12 protein-coding genes are annotated in these 15,905 nt (G+C 68.4%); 7 read left to right on the forward strand and 5 right to left on the reverse strand.

The window, feature by feature from the left end:
* Positions 1 to 2: 2 nt before the first annotated feature.
* From EV672_RS17470 to lysS, 3 genes are read right to left on the reverse strand one after another with little or no spacing between them, the layout of a single operon-like run.
* Positions 3 to 2,276: a molybdopterin-dependent oxidoreductase gene (locus EV672_RS17470; RefSeq protein ID WP_133611255.1), complete on the reverse strand. Its 2,274-nt coding sequence runs from the start codon at positions 2,274 to 2,276 to the stop codon at positions 3 to 5.
* 31 nt (positions 2,277 to 2,307) lie between these two features.
* On the reverse strand, positions 2,308 to 3,489 hold the full coding sequence (locus tag EV672_RS17475; RefSeq protein ID WP_133611256.1) for an acyltransferase family protein: 1,182 nt from the start codon (positions 3,487 to 3,489) through the stop codon (positions 2,308 to 2,310).
* A 30-nt stretch (positions 3,490 to 3,519) separates the two neighbouring features.
* On the reverse strand, positions 3,520 to 5,061 hold the full coding sequence (lysS, locus tag EV672_RS17480) for a lysine--tRNA ligase (RefSeq protein WP_133611257.1): 1,542 nt from the start codon (positions 5,059 to 5,061) through the stop codon (positions 3,520 to 3,522).
* Positions 5,062 to 5,123: 62 nt separating this feature from the next.
* On the opposite strand from lysS, the gene EV672_RS17485 reads away from it, so the two are divergent.
* Entirely contained in the window at positions 5,124 to 6,437 is a 1,314-nt protein-coding gene (locus EV672_RS17485; protein ID WP_133611258.1) for a lipopolysaccharide biosynthesis protein, read from the forward strand.
* 7 nt (positions 6,438 to 6,444) lie between these two features.
* Here the strand turns inward: EV672_RS17485 and EV672_RS17490 are convergent, their stop codons facing one another.
* The gene (locus tag EV672_RS17490) at positions 6,445 to 7,086 is read right to left on the reverse strand and encodes a PEP-CTERM sorting domain-containing protein (protein ID WP_166643630.1); all 642 of its coding nucleotides are present in this window, start codon (positions 7,084 to 7,086) and stop codon (positions 6,445 to 6,447) included.
* A 202-nt stretch (positions 7,087 to 7,288) separates the two neighbouring features.
* Between EV672_RS17490 and EV672_RS17495 the strand changes: the two genes are divergently transcribed.
* From EV672_RS17495 to EV672_RS17520, 6 genes are read left to right on the forward strand one after another with little or no spacing between them, the layout of a single operon-like run.
* Positions 7,289 to 7,954, forward strand: a complete 666-nt coding sequence (locus EV672_RS17495) for an LbetaH domain-containing protein (protein ID WP_133611260.1) — start codon at positions 7,289 to 7,291, stop codon at positions 7,952 to 7,954.
* Complete coding sequence (locus EV672_RS17500; protein ID WP_133611261.1) at positions 7,951 to 9,090, forward strand: glycosyltransferase; 1,140 nt, start codon at positions 7,951 to 7,953, stop codon at positions 9,088 to 9,090. The genes EV672_RS17495 and EV672_RS17500 overlap by 4 nt, the downstream gene beginning before the upstream one ends.
* 20 nt (positions 9,091 to 9,110) lie before the next feature.
* Positions 9,111 to 10,199 carry a glycosyltransferase family 2 protein gene (locus tag EV672_RS17505; protein ID WP_133611262.1) on the forward strand — a complete coding sequence of 363 codons (1,089 nt, stop codon included), beginning with the start codon at positions 9,111 to 9,113 and terminating at the stop codon, positions 10,197 to 10,199.
* 41 nt (positions 10,200 to 10,240) lie between these two features.
* Positions 10,241 to 11,467 (forward strand): DegT/DnrJ/EryC1/StrS family aminotransferase, encoded by a 1,227-nt coding sequence (locus tag EV672_RS17510; protein ID WP_133611263.1) that lies wholly within the window; start codon positions 10,241 to 10,243, stop codon positions 11,465 to 11,467.
* Between the two features lie 35 nt (positions 11,468 to 11,502).
* Complete coding sequence (locus EV672_RS17515; protein ID WP_133611264.1) at positions 11,503 to 12,126, forward strand: sugar transferase; 624 nt, start codon at positions 11,503 to 11,505, stop codon at positions 12,124 to 12,126.
* 5 nt (positions 12,127 to 12,131) lie between these two features.
* Complete coding sequence (locus EV672_RS17520) at positions 12,132 to 12,449, forward strand: hypothetical protein (protein ID WP_133611265.1); 318 nt, start codon at positions 12,132 to 12,134, stop codon at positions 12,447 to 12,449.
* A 334-nt stretch (positions 12,450 to 12,783) separates the two neighbouring features.
* Here EV672_RS17520 and EV672_RS17525 read toward each other — a convergent pair whose 3' ends face one another.
* Positions 12,784 to 13,827: an integron integrase gene (locus tag EV672_RS17525; RefSeq protein ID WP_133611266.1), complete on the reverse strand. Its 1,044-nt coding sequence runs from the start codon at positions 13,825 to 13,827 to the stop codon at positions 12,784 to 12,786.
* Between the last annotated feature and the right edge of the window lie 2,078 nt (positions 13,828 to 15,905).

Genomic DNA, 15,905 nt, shown 5'->3' on the forward strand with positions numbered 1-15,905 from the left:
GGTCAGGCCGCCTCGATCCAGACCGGCACGGCGCTGAAAGCCGCGTTGGCAGAAATGCGATCGGTCAGGCGATCGTCGGTGAGGTCGTTGATGCTGGCGCCCGGGTGGGCTTGCGCCACCGCCATCTGCACGCCTTCGCGGTCGTGGCCCCAGCCGTGCGGCAGGCTGACCACGCCGGGGCGGATGTCGGCGCTCACGTGCACCGGCACCGCGATGCGCCCGGTGCGCGAGGCCACGGTGACGGTCTGGCCATCGGCCACGGCGTGGCGCAGGGCGTCGTCGGGGTGCATCCACAGGGTGCAGCGCGGCTTGCCCGAGACCAGGCGCTCGCTGTTGTGCATCCAGGAGTTGTTGCTGCGCACGTCGCGCCGGCCGATCAGCTTGAGCGTGGGTCGGCCCGAGGGGCTGGCCAGCGGCGTGACCGGCCCGGTGAACGCGGCCACCAGCTGCGGCAGTTCGCTGCGGATGCCCGCGGGCATGAGGTCGATGCGCTTTTTGCGTGCTGTCAGGCTGGCCACCAGGGAAGGCTTGAGCGGCCCCAGGTCGATGCCTTCGGGGTGGGCGCGCAGCTTGGCCAGCGTCAGGCCCTGGGCCGAGGCACCTGCGCGGTTGAGCCCGATGGCCAGCAGGCGGTGCGGTGGCAGGCGCTTCATCAGCCCGCGGGTCAGCAGGCCGGCCAGGCGCGATGCCACGCCGCCGCGCTCCAGCGCCCAGACGCGGCGGGCGTAACGTTGCGCCAGCTCGGCGTAGATCTCCCAGTCGTGCAGCGTGCCGGGCGCGCGCTCGACAATGGGCTCGCTGTAGCGGGCCACATTGCGCACGGCCAGGTGCAGGAAAACGAGGTCGTAGTGGTCGTGCTCGACGAAGCAGGTCGGCGGCAGGATGACGTCGGCGTGGCGCGTGGTCTCGTTCACGTAGAAATCGATGGCGACCATGAAATCCAGCTTCGCCAGGGCTTCGTCCAGTTGGCGGCCGTTCGGCGTGGACAGCACGGGGTTGCCCGCCGCCGTCAGCAGCGCTTTGATCTGCCCGCGGCCCGGCGTCAGCATCTCTTCGGCCAGCACCGACACCGGCAGCTCGCCGCTGAACTCGGGCGCGCCACGCACGCGGCTGCGCCAGGCGCCCAGGTGGCCGGGGCCCATCAGCTTCATCTGAATGAGGTTGAGCGCCGGGCTGGTGAGCAGCGCACCGCCTTCGCGGTCGATGTTGCCCGTCAGCAGGTTGATGACCTGGATGGCCCATTGGCTGACCACACCGTGCGCCTGCGTGGACACACCCATGCGGCCATAGGCCACCGCGCCGCCTTGGCTTGACGCCGCAGCGAGCTCGCGGGCGATGCGCCGCGTGGTGGCCGCGTCGATGCCGGTCAACGCGGCCGTGGCCTCGGGGCTGAAGGGCGCGACGGCATCGCGCACGGCCTGGACATGGTCCAGCAGCGGCGCCAGCGCGCCGGGCTGGGTCAGTTCTTCGGCGAACAGCGTGTGCACCAGGCTGAGCAGCCAGGCGGCGTCGGTGCCCGGGTCGATGGCCAGGTGCTCGTCGGCAATCGCCGCGGTTTCGGTGCGGCGCGGGTCCACCACGACCAGCTTGCCGCCACGGCTTTTGAGGGCCTTGAAGCGGGCGCGCACATCGGGCACGGTCATGAGGCTGCCGTTGGAGGCCAACGGGTTGCCGCCCAGCACCAGCATGAACTGGGTGCGGTCGATGTCGGGGATGGGGATGGCCAGCTGGTGGCCGTACAACCAGTGCGCGACGACGTGGTGCGGCAACTGGTCGGCCGAGGTGGCCGAGAAGCGCGAGCGCGTCTTCAACTGGCTGAAAAACAGGTGACCGTGGGTGACATTGCCCCAGTTGTGCACATTGGGGTTGCCCTGGTACACCGCAACGGCGTTCGGGCCGTGCTGTTCGCGCGTTCGGGCCAGGCCTTCCACGACGAGGTCAAAGGCCTCGTCCCAGGTGATGGTCTGCCAGCGGGTGATGCTGCCATGGGGGCCCTGCTCCACCACGCGCTTGACGGGCTGGCGCAGGCGGTCCGGGTCTTCGTGGAGGTCTTTGAGCGCCACGGCCTTGGGGCAGATGTGGCCGCGCGAGAGGGGGTCGGCCTCGTTGCCCTTGACGCTCACGATGCGGGCCTGCGGGCCTGTGCCATCGACAGAACCTTGCACCTGGAAGGTCAGGCCGCAGATGGCTTCGCAGAGGTTGCAGGCGCCGTGGCGGGTGTGGGTGGGAGCGTCGGCAGCCGGCGCTTTGCTGGTGTCTGGGTGGGCATGGGCCATGAGGCGTCCTCGTGGGGAAATCAGCCCACGATCATGCCAGCAGTCCCATGCGCGTGAACAGGCGTCTAACCCGCGCGGCCCAGGCGTCGGTCGCGCGCATGGCGGGGCGCTCGACGGTGTGGAAGGCCAGCCAGGCGATGGTGACGACGGCGGGCGCCAGCGCGCTCAGCCACCACCAGTGCGCCTGTGGCGTGTAGGCGCTTGCCTGTGCCCGGCCGAGCACAAAGGTCACGCTCATGAACAGCAGCAGCCCGTGCAGCAGGTAGATGCTGTAGGCCAGCTCGCCCAGTTGCTGCGACACCCGCCAGCGCAGCAGGCCGAACAGGTCGCAGCCCGAGGCGATCAGGCCGAAGGCCACCGTCAGCAGCAGGATGGGTGCGGTGTGGTGCACATTCGGTGCGCTCAGCACCGCCCCAGCCAGTGCCAGCACCGCCAGGCCGTCATGCCAGGGCCGGTGCGTCCAGTCGCGCAGGGCCGGACGGCGCACCCACCACGCCACCAGCCCGCCACCCGCGAAGGCCCACAGCATCGTCGGCTCTTTGTTGTTGGCCCAGATGCCGAGCGCGCACACCAGCGCGGCCACCGCCAGCCACAGCGGCACGGTGCGGCGCATCAGCAGCGCCACGGTGGGCAGCAGCAGGTAGAACATCCACTCCAGCGGCAAGGACCAGGTCACGCCAGCGGTCAAGGTGGCCGTGTGGGGCACGCCGTTGATGTTGTCCCTGCCGCCGATGCTGAAGAACAGCCAGTGCCGCAGGGCCCGGTGCAACTCGCGCGTGGGCACCTGGCGCTCCCAGTCGGTGAGCACACCACACAGGGTGAACAGCACGGCCATGGCCAGCAGGTACAGCGGCGCCAGGCGCATCACCCGCGACACGTAGAGGCGCAGCCAGTCCACCGGGCGCTCACGCGCATCGAGCAATCGCCCGACGAACAGGAAGGCCGTCACCATGAAGAACAGCACCACGCTGTCCTGGCCCAGGTGGTTGAAGAAGGCGGACGGCGGTGCGGTCCATTGGCCGCTGCGCAGGAAGCCGTGCCAGATCACCCCGTGGTGCAGGAAGACACCGAAGGCCAGGTGGCCGCGCAGCCCGTCGATGGTGGCGAAGCGCCCCGGTTCAGGGGGCAGCGGCCGCAGGCGCGACAGCCCGCTCACCGTCACCAGGGCCAGCAGCCAGGGCAGCAGCACCCATGCCGGGTTGAGCACGGTCATGCGGGCTCGGGTGTGGGTTCAGACGCGGGCTCAGGCCTCCTGGCGCAGCGCCGGGAACAGGATCACGTCGCGGATGTTCGGGGCGTCGGTCAGCAGCATCATCAGGCGGTCGATGCCGATGCCGCAACCACCCGTCGGGGGCAGGCCGTACTCCAACGCGCGGATGTAGTCGGCGTCGAAGTACATGGCTTCTTCGTCGCCTGCGTCCTTGGCGTTGGCTTGTGCGGCAAAGCGCGCGGCCTGTTCTTCGGGGTCGTTCAACTCGGAAAAGCCGTTGCCGTATTCGCGGCCGGTGATGAACAGCTCGAAGCGTTCGGTGATGCTGGGGTTGGCGTCAGATGCGCGGGCCAGCGGGCTCACTTCAACCGGGTAATCGATGATGAAGGTCGGCTGCCAGAGCTTTTCTTCCACCGCGGCTTCGAACAGGCCAAATTGCAGCTCGGCCAGGCTCCAGCGGGCCGGGGGTTCTTCGCCCAGGTGCTGCAGCTTGGCGTGCAGCACGGCCTTGTCGTCGGCTTCGGCCAGGGTCAGATCAGCGTATTTCACCAGCGAGTCGCGCACGGTCAGGCGCTCGAAGGGCGATTCGAGGTCCACGTCCTCGCCGCCATACGTCAGCTTCGCGGTGCCCACGGCGGCCATCGCGGCGTGGCGCAGGATGCTCTCGGTGAAGTCCATCAGGTCGCGGTGGTTCCACCAGGCCGCGTAGAACTCCATCATCGTGAATTCGGGATTGTGACGGACCGAGACACCCTCGTTGCGGAAGTTGCGGTTGATCTCGAACACGCGCTCAAAACCACCCACCACCAGGCGCTTCAGGTACAGCTCAGGCGCAATCCGCAGGAACATCTCCTGGTCGAGCGCGTTGTGGTGGGTGGTGAAGGGCTTGGCATTGGCGCCGCCGGGGATGGGGTGCATCATCGGCGTTTCGACTTCGAGGAAGCCGTTGTCCACCATGAAGCTGCGGATCGAGGCCACGGCCTTGGAACGCGCGATGAAGCGGTTGCGCGACGCTTCGTCCACGATCAGATCGACATAGCGCTGGCGGTACTTCTGTTCCTGGTCGGTCATGCCGTGGAACTTGTCGGGCAGCGGGCGCAGGGCCTTGGTCAGCAGGCGGATGTCGGTGACCTCGATGGACAGCTCGCCCGTCTTGGTCTTGAACAGCGTGCCCTCGGCGCCGAGGATGTCGCCCAGGTCCCAGTGCTTGAAGGCGTCGAGCTTGTCGGCGCCGACGTTGTCGAGCTTCACATAGACCTGGATGCGGCCGGTGGCGTCTTGCAGGGTGCCGAAGCAGGCCTTGCCCATGACGCGCTTGAGCATCAGGCGGCCGCCGACGCTGGCCTTGACGCCTTGTGCGGCCAGGGCCTCAGGCTCGCTGCCATCGTGGGCGGCGTGCAGGGCACCGGCGCGGTCGGCGGGCTTGAAGTCGTTGGGGAAGGCCACGCCCTGGGCGCGGATGGCGGCCAGTTTCTCGCGACGCTCGGCCACCAGTTTGTTGGTGTCCACCACCAGCTCGGGGGCGACCTCGGGCGAGTGGGATGCGGGCGTTGCGGGGTGTTGGGGCGTGGTCATGGCAAGGCTGGGGTCGAGGTGGGAGCCGGGATTGTATGAAACCCTGGGCCACAATGCCCACCATGTTTGCGCGTCTGTCTGTGCCCCGAGCTGCCCTGGGCAACCTCCTGGCCAAGCTCCTCATGGTGGGCCTGGGCCTGGCCATCACCGTGGTGGTGGCGCGCCAGGGGCCGAAGGTGCAGGGCGCTTTCGCGCTGTTCGTGGCCGTTGAGTCGGCCTTGCTGACGCTGTTTTCGGGCCTGGGCCTGTGGCTGGCGCGGCAGATGTCCCAGCAAGGCGGCACGCCCACGCTGCAGGCCTTGCCCATGTTGCGCGGTGTGCTGCGCGCGGCGGTGTCGCTGGGCCTGCTGGCCTCGTGCGCGCTGCTGGCGGTGTCCTGGGCCTCGCACACGCTGCCGTACTCGCAGCTGTGGCTGCTGGCCCTGGCCGCGCCCTTCCTGCTCCTGGTGCCCACGGCCACCGGTCTGTGGCTGGGCGAGGGGCGCATGTGGCCCATCAACGTGGCCCAGGTGGCGGCGCCAGCCCTGGTGCTGCTGGGCCTGCTGGGCACCGGCTGGTTGACGCAAGGCGCGGTGCGCAATGCGCCGCTGGTGGTGCTGGTGCTGACGGCCTGGGTCAGCGGCAAGGCCATCGTGGCCGTGCTGACGGCGGTCTATGCTTTGCACGATGCGGGCCAGCGGGACGAGGCCTTGGGCTTGGCTTCCCAGGTGGCGGCGCGCTGGCAAAGCCAGTGGCCTTTCATTGCCACCATCGGCGTGACCAACGTCGTCAGCCTGCTGAATTACCGCGCCTCGCTGTTCCTGGTCGAGCGTTTCCACGGCTTGAGCGAGGTCGGCACCTATTCGGTGTCGGTGACGGTGGCCGAGCTGCTGTGGCTGCTGTCGTCCTCGGTGACGGTGTCGGCCTATGCACGCATCGGGCACCCGGACGCCCGCGTGGCCGCGGCCATGACGGTGCAGGCGGTGCGCATCAACGTGCTGGCCACCTTGCTGGCCGCGCCGGTGCTGCTGGTGGGGGCGTGGTGGGCGCTGCCCTGGGTGCTGGGGGAGGCCTACCAGGCCTCGCTGATGCCGCTGGCGGCCTTGCTGCCCGGTGTGGCGGGCTACGCGGCGGCGTCCAGCCTGTCGGCGTTCTACACGAACCACCTGGGGCGCCCACAGCTGTCGGGGGCCATCGCGGGCTTGTCGCTGTGCCTGAGCTTCGGGCTGGGCTGGTGGCTGGTGCCCCTGCACGGTGCGGTGGGGGCGGGGGTGGCGTCCAGCGTGGGTTACCTGGGCGCCATCGCGGTGGCGTATGGCGTGTTCCTGAAACACGCGGGCCTGCCGCTGCGCGCCTTGTGGACGCGCGGGGCCGGCGAGGTGCCAGCCCCCGTCTGAGCTTGATTCAGGCGCGGCGGCGGCTCACGGCGGCCACAGCGGCCAGGCCCAGGGCCATCAGGGCCCAGGTGCTGGCTTCGGGCACGGCCGTGGGGCTGAACTTCACGCCGACCACGAAGTCGTCGAAGTCCACATCGCCCAGCGAGCTGCCGGGACGCTTGTCATTGAAGCCCACGACGAAGTCGAAATTGCCGTACTTCGCGGTGTTCACCGCGGGCATGAAGGCCATCGCGCCCACGCTGCTGCCGTTGGCGTAGGTGGTGGCTTGCAGGCCGAGGAAGCCGCCGTGGTTGGTGAAACTGAAGTTCACCGTGCCAGCGGCGATGTTGGCGCTCAGGGTGCCACCGGTGAACAGCCCCTGGTAGAGGTGCTGGCCGTTGAAGTTGAAGACGTTGGCGTACGCCGATTCGTGGCCCAGGTAGGTGAAGCTGATGGTGCCGGCCGTCAGGGCGTTGAGCGTGCCACTGTAGCCCTGGCTCAGGACGCCGGTGCTCACCGAGGCGCTGCCGTCGTAGCCGCCGAAGGACACGGCGGTGGCGCCGCCGATGGTCAGGCCGCCTTGCGTGGCGCTGCCCAGGACGACGGGCGTGGCTTGCGCGCTGGCGGCGGCACAGCACAGGGACAGGGCGGTGAGCAGGTGGCGGTTCATGGGCATTCCTGGAGATTGTGTGGTCGCGGTGCGGCCTTTAAGGGTTTACGCGAGCATCGTACCCCAGGCGGGGTCGTGCGCGGCACCCTCCAGGCCAGGGGTGGATTTGGCGACGAGTGTGACATGCGTCACGCACAGCCGCTCGGTCGAACAGGGGCGTGATTTCCGCGGACAATCTCAGGCGTCCGCCTTCCTTCGTCCCATGACCCCCCTGAGCCACTTCCTCAAACAGCCGCTGGTGCGCGTGCTGTCGGTGTTCACCGGCCCCCGCACCGTCTATGGCTGGCGCAACGCCGATGGCAGCTTCCAGCCGCACACGCGGGTGAGCACGCACACCTGCATCGAGGGCAAGGACGGCCTGGTGCTGCAGGACCACGTCTTCGTCGGGCACTTCAACCGCCTGGACGGCTCCAACGGCCTGCTGATCGAAGAAGGCGTGCAGGTCACCAACTACGTGTCCATCCTCAGCCACTCCAGCCACCGCGCCGTGCGCGTCATGGGCCGCCGCTACGTCTCCGACCCCAAACCCGCCGGCTACGTGCGCCGCGCCACCCGCGTGGGCGCCTACAGCTTCCTGGGCCCGCACAGCGTGATCGCGCCGGGCTCGCAGATCGGCAAGGGCGTCATCGTGCAGGGCTACAGCTTCGTGTCGGGGGCGGTGCCCGATTTCGCCATCCTCGGCCCGCAAGGCCATGGCCGCCCGGCCGTGGTGATCGGCGACACGCGCGAGCTCGACGGCCCGCTCCTGCAGCGCCACCCCGAGCTGCACGCCGTCTATGCCCAATGGGCCGGCAAGGACCACCTGCGCCGCGCCTTGCAGGCGGGCGAGCCCAGCCCAGCGAAGGCCACCCCGAAAGCCCCCGCATGAGCGCCACCCCGCCCGACGTCGGCACCCGCATCCTGTTTTTCGCCGATGCGTCCAGTGTGCACACGCGCCGCTGGGTGGCCGCGGTGGCCGAACGCGGCGCCGAGGCCATCGTCATCACCCGACAGCCGGCCGAGGTGCCGGGCGCGACGGAGGTCATCGCCATCGCGCCGGGCAGCGACAAGCTGACGTGGTTCAAAGCCCTGCCCGAGGTGCGCCGCGTGGCCCGCGAGGTGGCGCAGCGCTTCCAGCCCACGCTGGTGCATGGGCATTACGTGACCTCGTATGGCCTGTGGGCGGCGATGTGCGGGCTGAAGCTGCCCACGGTGCTGACCGCCTGGGGCAGCGACATCCTCGTCACGCCGCGCGACAGCCGCCTGATGCGCCTGGTGGTGGCCTGGTCGCTGCGCCACGCCGACCTGATCACGGCCGATTCGCTGGACATGATCGACGAGATCGCGCGTTACCACCCGGCTGCGCCTTGTCATCAGATCCTGTGGGGCGCGGACACCGATGTCTTCACCCCCGCCGATGCGGCCTCTGAGCCGGGCCACTTTGACATCGTCAGCCTGCGCAGCTGGGAGCCCAACTACAACATCGACACCATCGTTGAAGCCTTCGCGCAGTTCGCAGCGCAACGCCCGCAAGCCCGGGCGCGCCTGCACCTGCTGGGCGGCGGCAGCCTGAGCGATGCCCTGCACGCGCAGGTGGCTCAACTCGGCCTGCAAGACCAGGTGCAATTCCATGGCCGCGTCAACGATGTGCAGATGGTGCGGGCCATCCAGCAAAGCCGGGTGTCGGTGTCGGTGCCGACCTCGGACGCCACCTCGGTGTCGGTGCTGGAGTCGATGGCCTGCGGCCTGCCGGTGCTGGCCTCCGACCTGCCGGCCAACCGCCAGTGGGTCGATGAACAAGGCGGCTGGGTCGTGCCCGTGCGCGACGCCCAGGCCCTCACGCAGGCCCTGCTGCTGGCCCACGACCACCCGGCGCAGTCGGCCCAGATGGGCCTGCACAACCGCGAACGCATCGAGCGCGATGCCTCCCGCCGCGGCCAGATGGACGCCATGTGGCGCCTCTACCAGCGCCTGCTCCACCCCACCGTGCCGCGCCAGCAGCGCAAGCGCGCGGTGACGGGGTGAACGCCCCTGTGAGCCCTCCGATGCGCATCTCCGTCATCGTGCCCTGCCGCAACGAAGCGGCCCACATCCGTGCCTTCTGCCAGAGCGTGGCCGAGCAGCAGCTGCCCGCCGAGGTCGCGCTGGAAGTCTGGATCGCCGATGGCATGAGCAACGACGGCACCCGCGAGCAGCTGGCCGATTGGTGCGCCAGCGACGCCCGCTTCCACGTCATCGACAACCCGGGCCGCATCGTCTCCACCGGGCTGAACCGCTGCATCGCACACGCCACTGGGGACTTCATCGTGCGCCTGGACGTGCACACCGTGTATGCGCCCGACTACATCGCCCAGTGCCTAGCCACCTGGCAGGCCACCGGCGCCGACAACGTGGGCGGCCCCTGGTGCGCGCAAGGGGCACAGGGCAAGGGGGGCACCGTGCAGCGCGCCGTGGCCGCGGCCTTCCAGTCGAAGTGGGTGTCGGGCGGGGCGCGTTCGCGCGACCTGACATACAACGGCGAGGTGGACACGGTTTACCTGGGCGCCTGGCCGCGCAGCACCTTCGAGCGCTTCGGCGGCTTCGACGAGACCCTCGTGCGCAACCAGGACGACGAACACAACCTGCGCATCCACCAGGGCGGCGGGCGCATCTGGCAATCGGCCAGCATCCGCTCGGTGTACTTCCCGCGCAGCAGCAAGCGCGATGTCTTCCGCCAATACCGCCAGTACGGCTACTGGAAGCCCTTCGTCATGCGCAAGCACGGCCAGGCCGCGGCCCTGCGCCACCTCGTCCCCGGCTTGTTCGTGGCGGCCTTGCTGCTGTGCCTGATGCTGATGCTGCTGGGTGCCGCGGTGAGCTACCTGCTGCCGCCCGCAGCCGACTACCGCCTGGCCGCGCTGTGGCTGGCCGCACTCGGTGCCGGTGGCCTGATGGCCCTGAGCGCGCTGTACGGCGCCGCGGTGTTCGCCGTGAGCACCGCGATCAGCCGCGAGGCCGGGCGCGAGCTCTGGTGGCACCTGCCCGACGTCATCGCCGCCTACCACTTCGGCTACGGCCTGGGCTCGCTGCAAGGCTGGTGGGATGCGCTGGTGCGCCGCCGCCCCGACCCTGCGTTTGGCCGCTTGACGCGCTGAGTCGCCTGACCCGATGAACTGAAAGACCTCCCGAGACCGCCATGAGCATCGACCACAAGCCCCCCGCCCTGCCGTTCTTGCCTTTCGCCCTGCCCGAGATCGGTGAAGAAGAAATCGCCGAGGTGGTGGACACCCTGCGCTCCGGCTGGGTCACCACGGGCCCCAAGGCGCGCCAGTTCGAGCAGGCGTTTGCGGCCTACCTGATCCACCACGCGGATTCGCACGTCGGGGCCGAAGGCACGGGCGAGCTCCACGCCATTGCCGTCAACTCCGCCACCGCCGGGCTGCACCTGGCGCTCGAAGCGCTGGGCATCGGGCCGGGCGACGAGGTCATCACCACCACCCACACCTTCACGGCCACGGCCGAGGTGGTGCGCTACCTGGGTGCCGACGTCAAGCTGGTGGACATCGACCCGGCCACGCTGAACATCGACCCGGCCGCCATCGAGGCCGCCATCACGCCGCGCACGAAGGCCATCATGCCGGTGCACTACGCCGGCCTGGCGGTGGACATGGGCGCCATCCACGCCATCGCGCACAAGCACGGCCTGAAGGTCGTGGAAGACGCCGCCCACGCGCTGCCCACCACCTGGAAAGGCCAGCTGATCGGCCTGCACGACAGCGACGCCATCGTCTTCAGCTTTTACGCCAACAAGACGATGACGACGGGCGAGGGCGGCATGCTGGTCACGCGCAACGCCGCGCTGGCCGCGCGCGCCAAGGTCATGCGCCTGCACGGCATCAACCGCGATGCCTTCGACCGCTTCACCGCCAAGGTGCCCAGCTGGTATTACGAGATCGTCGCGCCCGGTTTCAAGTACAACCTGACCGACATCGCAGCCAGCCTGGGCCTGCAACAGCTCCAGCGCATCGACGGCTTCCAACGCAAACGCGAGCACATCGCCCAGCGCTTCGACGCCGCCCTGGCCGACCTGCCCCTGGTGCTGCCCCCGCGGCCCGTGCACGAAGGCGACGTCCACGCTTGGCACCTCTACGTGGTGCGCCTGAGCGACGAGGCCATCGCCCAAGGCATCACCCGCGACGGCTTCATCGAGAGCCTGTTCGCCGATGGCATCGGCGTGAGCGTGCACTACATCCCGCTGCACCTGCACCCGTATTGGAAGGACCGCTACGACCTCCAGCCCGAGACCTTCCCGCACAGCCAGAAGGCCTACGAGCGCATGGTCAGCCTGCCGCTATACACCCGCATGAGCGAGGCCGACACCGACCGCGTGATCGCGGCGGTGCGCAAGGCTTTGGGTCGATGATGGCGTTGATGGCGTTGATGGCGTAGATGACAGTGATGGCCAAGCGTTTGTTCGACGTGCTGCTGTCCAGCATCGGCCTCTTGCTGCTGATGCCGCTGCTGGGCCTGATCGCGCTGTGCGTGAAGCTGGACTCGCCCGGGCCGGTGATGTTCCGCCAGGAGCGCGTGGGCCGCTTCGGCCAACCTTTTCGCATCCACAAGTTCCGCACCATGCGGCATGTGGCGAACGTGGTGGATGCTGTGTCTGGCCAGCCCAGCCAGGGCCTGCAGATCACGGTGGGGGCGGACCGCCGCATCACCCGCGTGGGCCACTTCCTGCGCGCCTCCAAGCTCGACGAGCTGCCCCAGCTGCTGGACGTGTGGCTGGGCGACATGAGCCTGGTGGGGCCGCGCCCCGAGGTGCCGCGTTACGTGGCGCACTACCCGGCGGCGCTGCGCGAGAAGGTGCTGTCGGTGCGCCCGGGCATCACCGACATCGCCTCCATCGAGTACCGCGACGAAAGCAGCGTGCTGGCCCGCGCCAGCGACCCCGAGCAGGCCTACATCCACGAGGTGCTGCCGCACAAGCTGGCCTTGGCCGCGCAGTACGTGGACCAGTCCTCGCTGTGGCTGGACGTGCGCCTGATCGCGCGCACGGTGCTGGCCATCGTGGGCCGCTGAACCCCATGGTCGAACTGGCTTTGCTGGCGGTGCTGGTGGGCGGGGGCGCCTGGTACGTGCTGTCGCGCCGCCAGGGCCTGGACGAGGCCGCGCGCCAGCTGCGCACCGCGACCACCACGCCCGATGGCTTCGACGGCGCCCAAGCCACGGTGCTGACCGAAACCGTGGCGCCCCAAGGCGATGCCCACACCGGCCCCTGGTTGCGTGTGAGCAGTGTGTGCCGCATGCCCGACGGCGGCCTGTGGCAGGTGGTGGTGGAAACGGCGCGCACCGGCGCCGAGGCGCGGGGCACCGCGCAGAAAGTGCCGCCCGCGCCCTTGTGAGCGACGGGCTTCGGTCGGCAAGCGCCAACGTCGGCACTGCCAGTGCCATGCGCCGCACTCGGCGAGCCATCGTGTGCCGCAAAAAGCGGCAGCGTTGTCGCGAAAAGCGCCGAGCGTGTCGCACAAAGCGCGGCCACTGCCGCTGAAAGCGCCGACACCGCCCCTTTTTGGGGCGCGCATGGCCCAGCGCGACCCATGCGTTGTCGTGAAAAGCGAGGACGTCGGCGCGCAAAGCGGCGGTGCTGTCGCCAAAAGCGCGGCGCACGGCACTTTCAGCGCGGAGGTCGGCGCTTTGTGTGCGGCGGGCGGCGCTGGGCGACTCAGCGCTCGTCCCTCAGAGCTTGTCGAAGGGACTGAGCACGCCGCGCCCGCCGCGGTTCATGACGTGGGTGTAGATCTGCGTGGTGGCGACATCGGCGTGGCCCAGCAGTTCCTGCACGGTGCGGATGTCGTAGCCGGCCTGCAGCATGTGCGTGGCAAAGCTGTGGCGCAGCACGTGCGGGCTGCAGGGCTTGTCGATGCCGGCGCGGCGGGCGCCCAGGGCCACGGCGCGCTGCACCGTCTGTTCGCAGAGGTGGTGGCGCCGCTCGACGCCTGAGCGCGGGTCGATGGCGCGCTGCGCGCTGGGGAAAACGAATTGCCAGCCCCAGGTGACGCCGGCGCGGGGGTATTTCTGTGCGAGGGCGTCGGGCAGCCAAACCTCGCCCAAACCCTCTGCCAGGTCTTTCAGATGCAGCGCGCGGGATTTGGCGATTTGCTGCTGCAAAGGCGCGATGAGATTTTCGGGCAGCACGGTGACGCGGTCCTTGTTGCCCTTGCCCGCGCGGATGAGGATTTCCCGCCGCGTGAATTCGACGTCCTTGACGCGCAGGCGCAAACCCTCCAGCAGGCGCATGCCAGTGCCGTACAGCAGGCTGGCGACCAGGCCGGTGGTGCCATTCAATTGCATCAGCAATTCGCGCACTTCGCGTTCGGTCAATACCACCGGCAAACGGCGTGATTGCTTGGCCGACACCACCTCCGACAGCCACGGCAGTTCGATGCCCAGTACTTCGCGGTACAAAAAGAGCAGGGCGGATTTGGCTTGGTTCTGCGTGGCGGCAGACACATTGCGGCCCACGGCCAAATGGCTGAGGAAGGCTTCGACCTCGGCGGCGCCCATGTCGCGTGGGTGGCGCTTGCCGTGGTGGAGGATGAAACGGCGCGCCCAATCGACATACACCTGTTCGGTGCGGATGCTGTAGTGCAGCGTGCGCAGGCGGGCGCGGAGTTGGTCGAGCAGGCGGGGAGGGGGGGATGCTGGCGCGGTGGCCGCGGGCAGCTGCTCATGCGCCGTCAGCGAGGCGAGGGGTGTGGCGTCCAGCAGGGAGGGGTACATGGCAGTGGCGTTGTGCACAGGATTTTTAGGTTGCCTAATGCGGGCATCCGCCATGACTGCTGCGGGGTGCGTGGGGATGTTGCCCTGGGGCGTAGATCCTGTCATCGCCCGTCAGGGGGATCGTGTTAGACCAACACCTCGGGTAGAGTGGGGTGGGTCTAATTCCAGTTAGGCCTGCGGAATGCCCAGTATTCATCGGGCTTGTGGGCCGCCTGTCCTGCGGCAGTCGTGCGAGCCACCGAGCACCTCGAGTTGAGTGGCGCGCAGGTCTTTTGCTCAGGTTGAAGGTGCGTTAGATTGAGGCATTCGTCAGCGCATGGCTGACGCCATACGCAAAGGGAGGCGGCATGGCGACGTTGTTCGAGTCGGCTGGCATCACAGCACATCGCGCACACCAGGCAGTTGCCTCGTGTGCGGGCTGGCTGCCTGCGCATTCGGCCCACTGCCACCAGCCTAACTGTGCGTTGCAGCGGACGCCAACCCCTGCGGTGTTGGTGCCCTGCGCTTCGCTCCGGCGCCGCTGAACTTGGGCGTTAGGCCTGCTTGAATGCTCCCTGTACGCAGGCCAAATGGGGCGCCTGTCCTGCGGCAGTCGTCCGCACCACCGCGTACCTCGGGTTGAGTGCCGCGCGGGTCTTTTGCTCAGGTTGAAGGTGGGTTAGATTGAGGCATTCGTCAGCGCATGGCTGACGCCATACGCAAGGGGAGGCGGCATGGCAATGTTCATCTCAGAAGTTGCCAAGTCAGCACATCGCGCACACCAGGCAGTTGCCTCGTGTGCGGTCTCACTGCCTGTGCATTCGGCCCACTGCCACCAGCCTAACTGTGCGTTGCAGCGGACGCCAACCCCTTCGGTGTTGGTGCCCTGCGCTTCGCTCCGGCGCCGCTGAACTTGGGCGTTAGGCCTGCGGAATGCCCAGTATTCATGGGGCTTTCGGGCCGCCTGTCCTTCGGCAGTCGTGCGAGCCACCGAGGCGTGCGGTCTGCGTGATGGCGTCACAGTCGCGCAGGGTGCGGTGAGGTAGATTGAGGTTCTCGTCAGCGCATGGCTGACGCCATACGCAAGGGAGGCGGCATGGCAATGTGGGTTGAACTTGCTGACTACACAGCACATCGCGCACACCAGGCAGTTGCCTCGTGTGCGAGCTGGCTGCCTGCGCATCCGGCCCACTGCCACCAGCCTAACTGTGCGTTGCAGCGGACGCCAACCCCTGCGGGGTCGGTGCCCTGCGCTTCGCTCCGGCGCCGCTGAACTTGGGCGTTAGGCCTGCGGAATGCCCAGTATTCATCGGGCTTGTGGGCCGCCTGTCCTTCGGCAGTCGTGCGCACCACCGGAGCGTGCGGTCTGCGTGTTGGCGTCACAGTCGCGCAGGGTGCAGTGAGGTAGATTGAGGTTCTCGTCAGCGCATGGCTGACGCCATACGCAAGGGGAGGCGGCATGGCAATGTTGGGTCAACTTGCTGGCATCACGGCACATCGCGCACACCAGGCAGTTGCCTCGTGTGCGGGCTGGCTGCCTGCGCATCCGGCCCACTGCCACCAGCCTAACTGTGCGTTGCAGCGGACGCCAACCCCTTCGGGGTTGGTGCCCTGCGCTTCGCTCCGGCGCCGCTGAACTTGGGCGTTAGGCTTGCGGAATGCCCAGTGTTCATCGGGCTTGTGGGCCGCCTGTCCTTTGGCAGTCGTGCGCACCACCGGAGCGTGCGGTCTGCGTGTTGGCGTCACAGTCGCGCAGGGTGCAGTGGGTTAGATTGAGGCATTCGTCAGCGCATGGCTGACGCCATACGCAAAGGGAGGCGTGATGGCACGGTTCACCTCGGAAGCTGCCGCTGCAGCACATCGCGCACACCAGGCTGTCGCCTCGTGTGCGGGCTCGCTGCCTTCGCAATCTTTGTCCTGCCACCAGCCTAACTGGGCGTTCCAGCGGACGCCAACCCCTTCGGGGTTGGTGCCCTGCGCTTCGCTACGGCGCCGCTGAACGCAGGCGTTAGGCCACAACACAAGGAGCACTCATGTCGAAGCTATGGTCTACCTTGGTCATTGCGTTGCTTATAAATATCACTGGCTGCACAACTGTC

It is taken from the genome of Aquabacterium commune, assembly GCF_004362855.1.
Taxonomy (GTDB): domain Bacteria; phylum Pseudomonadota; class Gammaproteobacteria; order Burkholderiales; family Burkholderiaceae_C; genus Aquabacterium; species Aquabacterium commune.

Coding starts and splice junctions, on each gene's coding strand:
- EV672_RS17470 (WP_133611255.1), bottom strand. CDS start 2,276: ATGGCCCATGCCCACCCAGACACCAGCAAAGCGCCGGCTGCCGACGCT.
- EV672_RS17495 (WP_133611260.1), top strand. CDS start 7,289: ATGACCCCCCTGAGCCACTTCCTCAAACAGCCGCTGGTGCGCGTGCTG.
- EV672_RS17515 (WP_133611264.1), top strand. CDS start 11,503: ATGGCCAAGCGTTTGTTCGACGTGCTGCTGTCCAGCATCGGCCTCTTG.
- lysS (WP_133611257.1), bottom strand. CDS start 5,061: ATGACCACGCCCCAACACCCCGCAACGCCCGCATCCCACTCGCCCGAG.
- EV672_RS17475 (WP_133611256.1), bottom strand. CDS start 3,489: ATGACCGTGCTCAACCCGGCATGGGTGCTGCTGCCCTGGCTGCTGGCC.
- EV672_RS17525 (WP_133611266.1), bottom strand. CDS start 13,827: ATGTACCCCTCCCTGCTGGACGCCACACCCCTCGCCTCGCTGACGGCG.
- EV672_RS17520 (WP_133611265.1), top strand. CDS start 12,132: ATGGTCGAACTGGCTTTGCTGGCGGTGCTGGTGGGCGGGGGCGCCTGG.
- EV672_RS17500 (WP_133611261.1), top strand. CDS start 7,951: ATGAGCGCCACCCCGCCCGACGTCGGCACCCGCATCCTGTTTTTCGCC.
- EV672_RS17510 (WP_133611263.1), top strand. CDS start 10,241: ATGAGCATCGACCACAAGCCCCCCGCCCTGCCGTTCTTGCCTTTCGCC.
- EV672_RS17490 (WP_166643630.1), bottom strand. CDS start 7,086: ATGAACCGCCACCTGCTCACCGCCCTGTCCCTGTGCTGTGCCGCCGCC.
- EV672_RS17485 (WP_133611258.1), top strand. CDS start 5,124: ATGTTTGCGCGTCTGTCTGTGCCCCGAGCTGCCCTGGGCAACCTCCTG.
- EV672_RS17505 (WP_133611262.1), top strand. CDS start 9,111: ATGCGCATCTCCGTCATCGTGCCCTGCCGCAACGAAGCGGCCCACATC.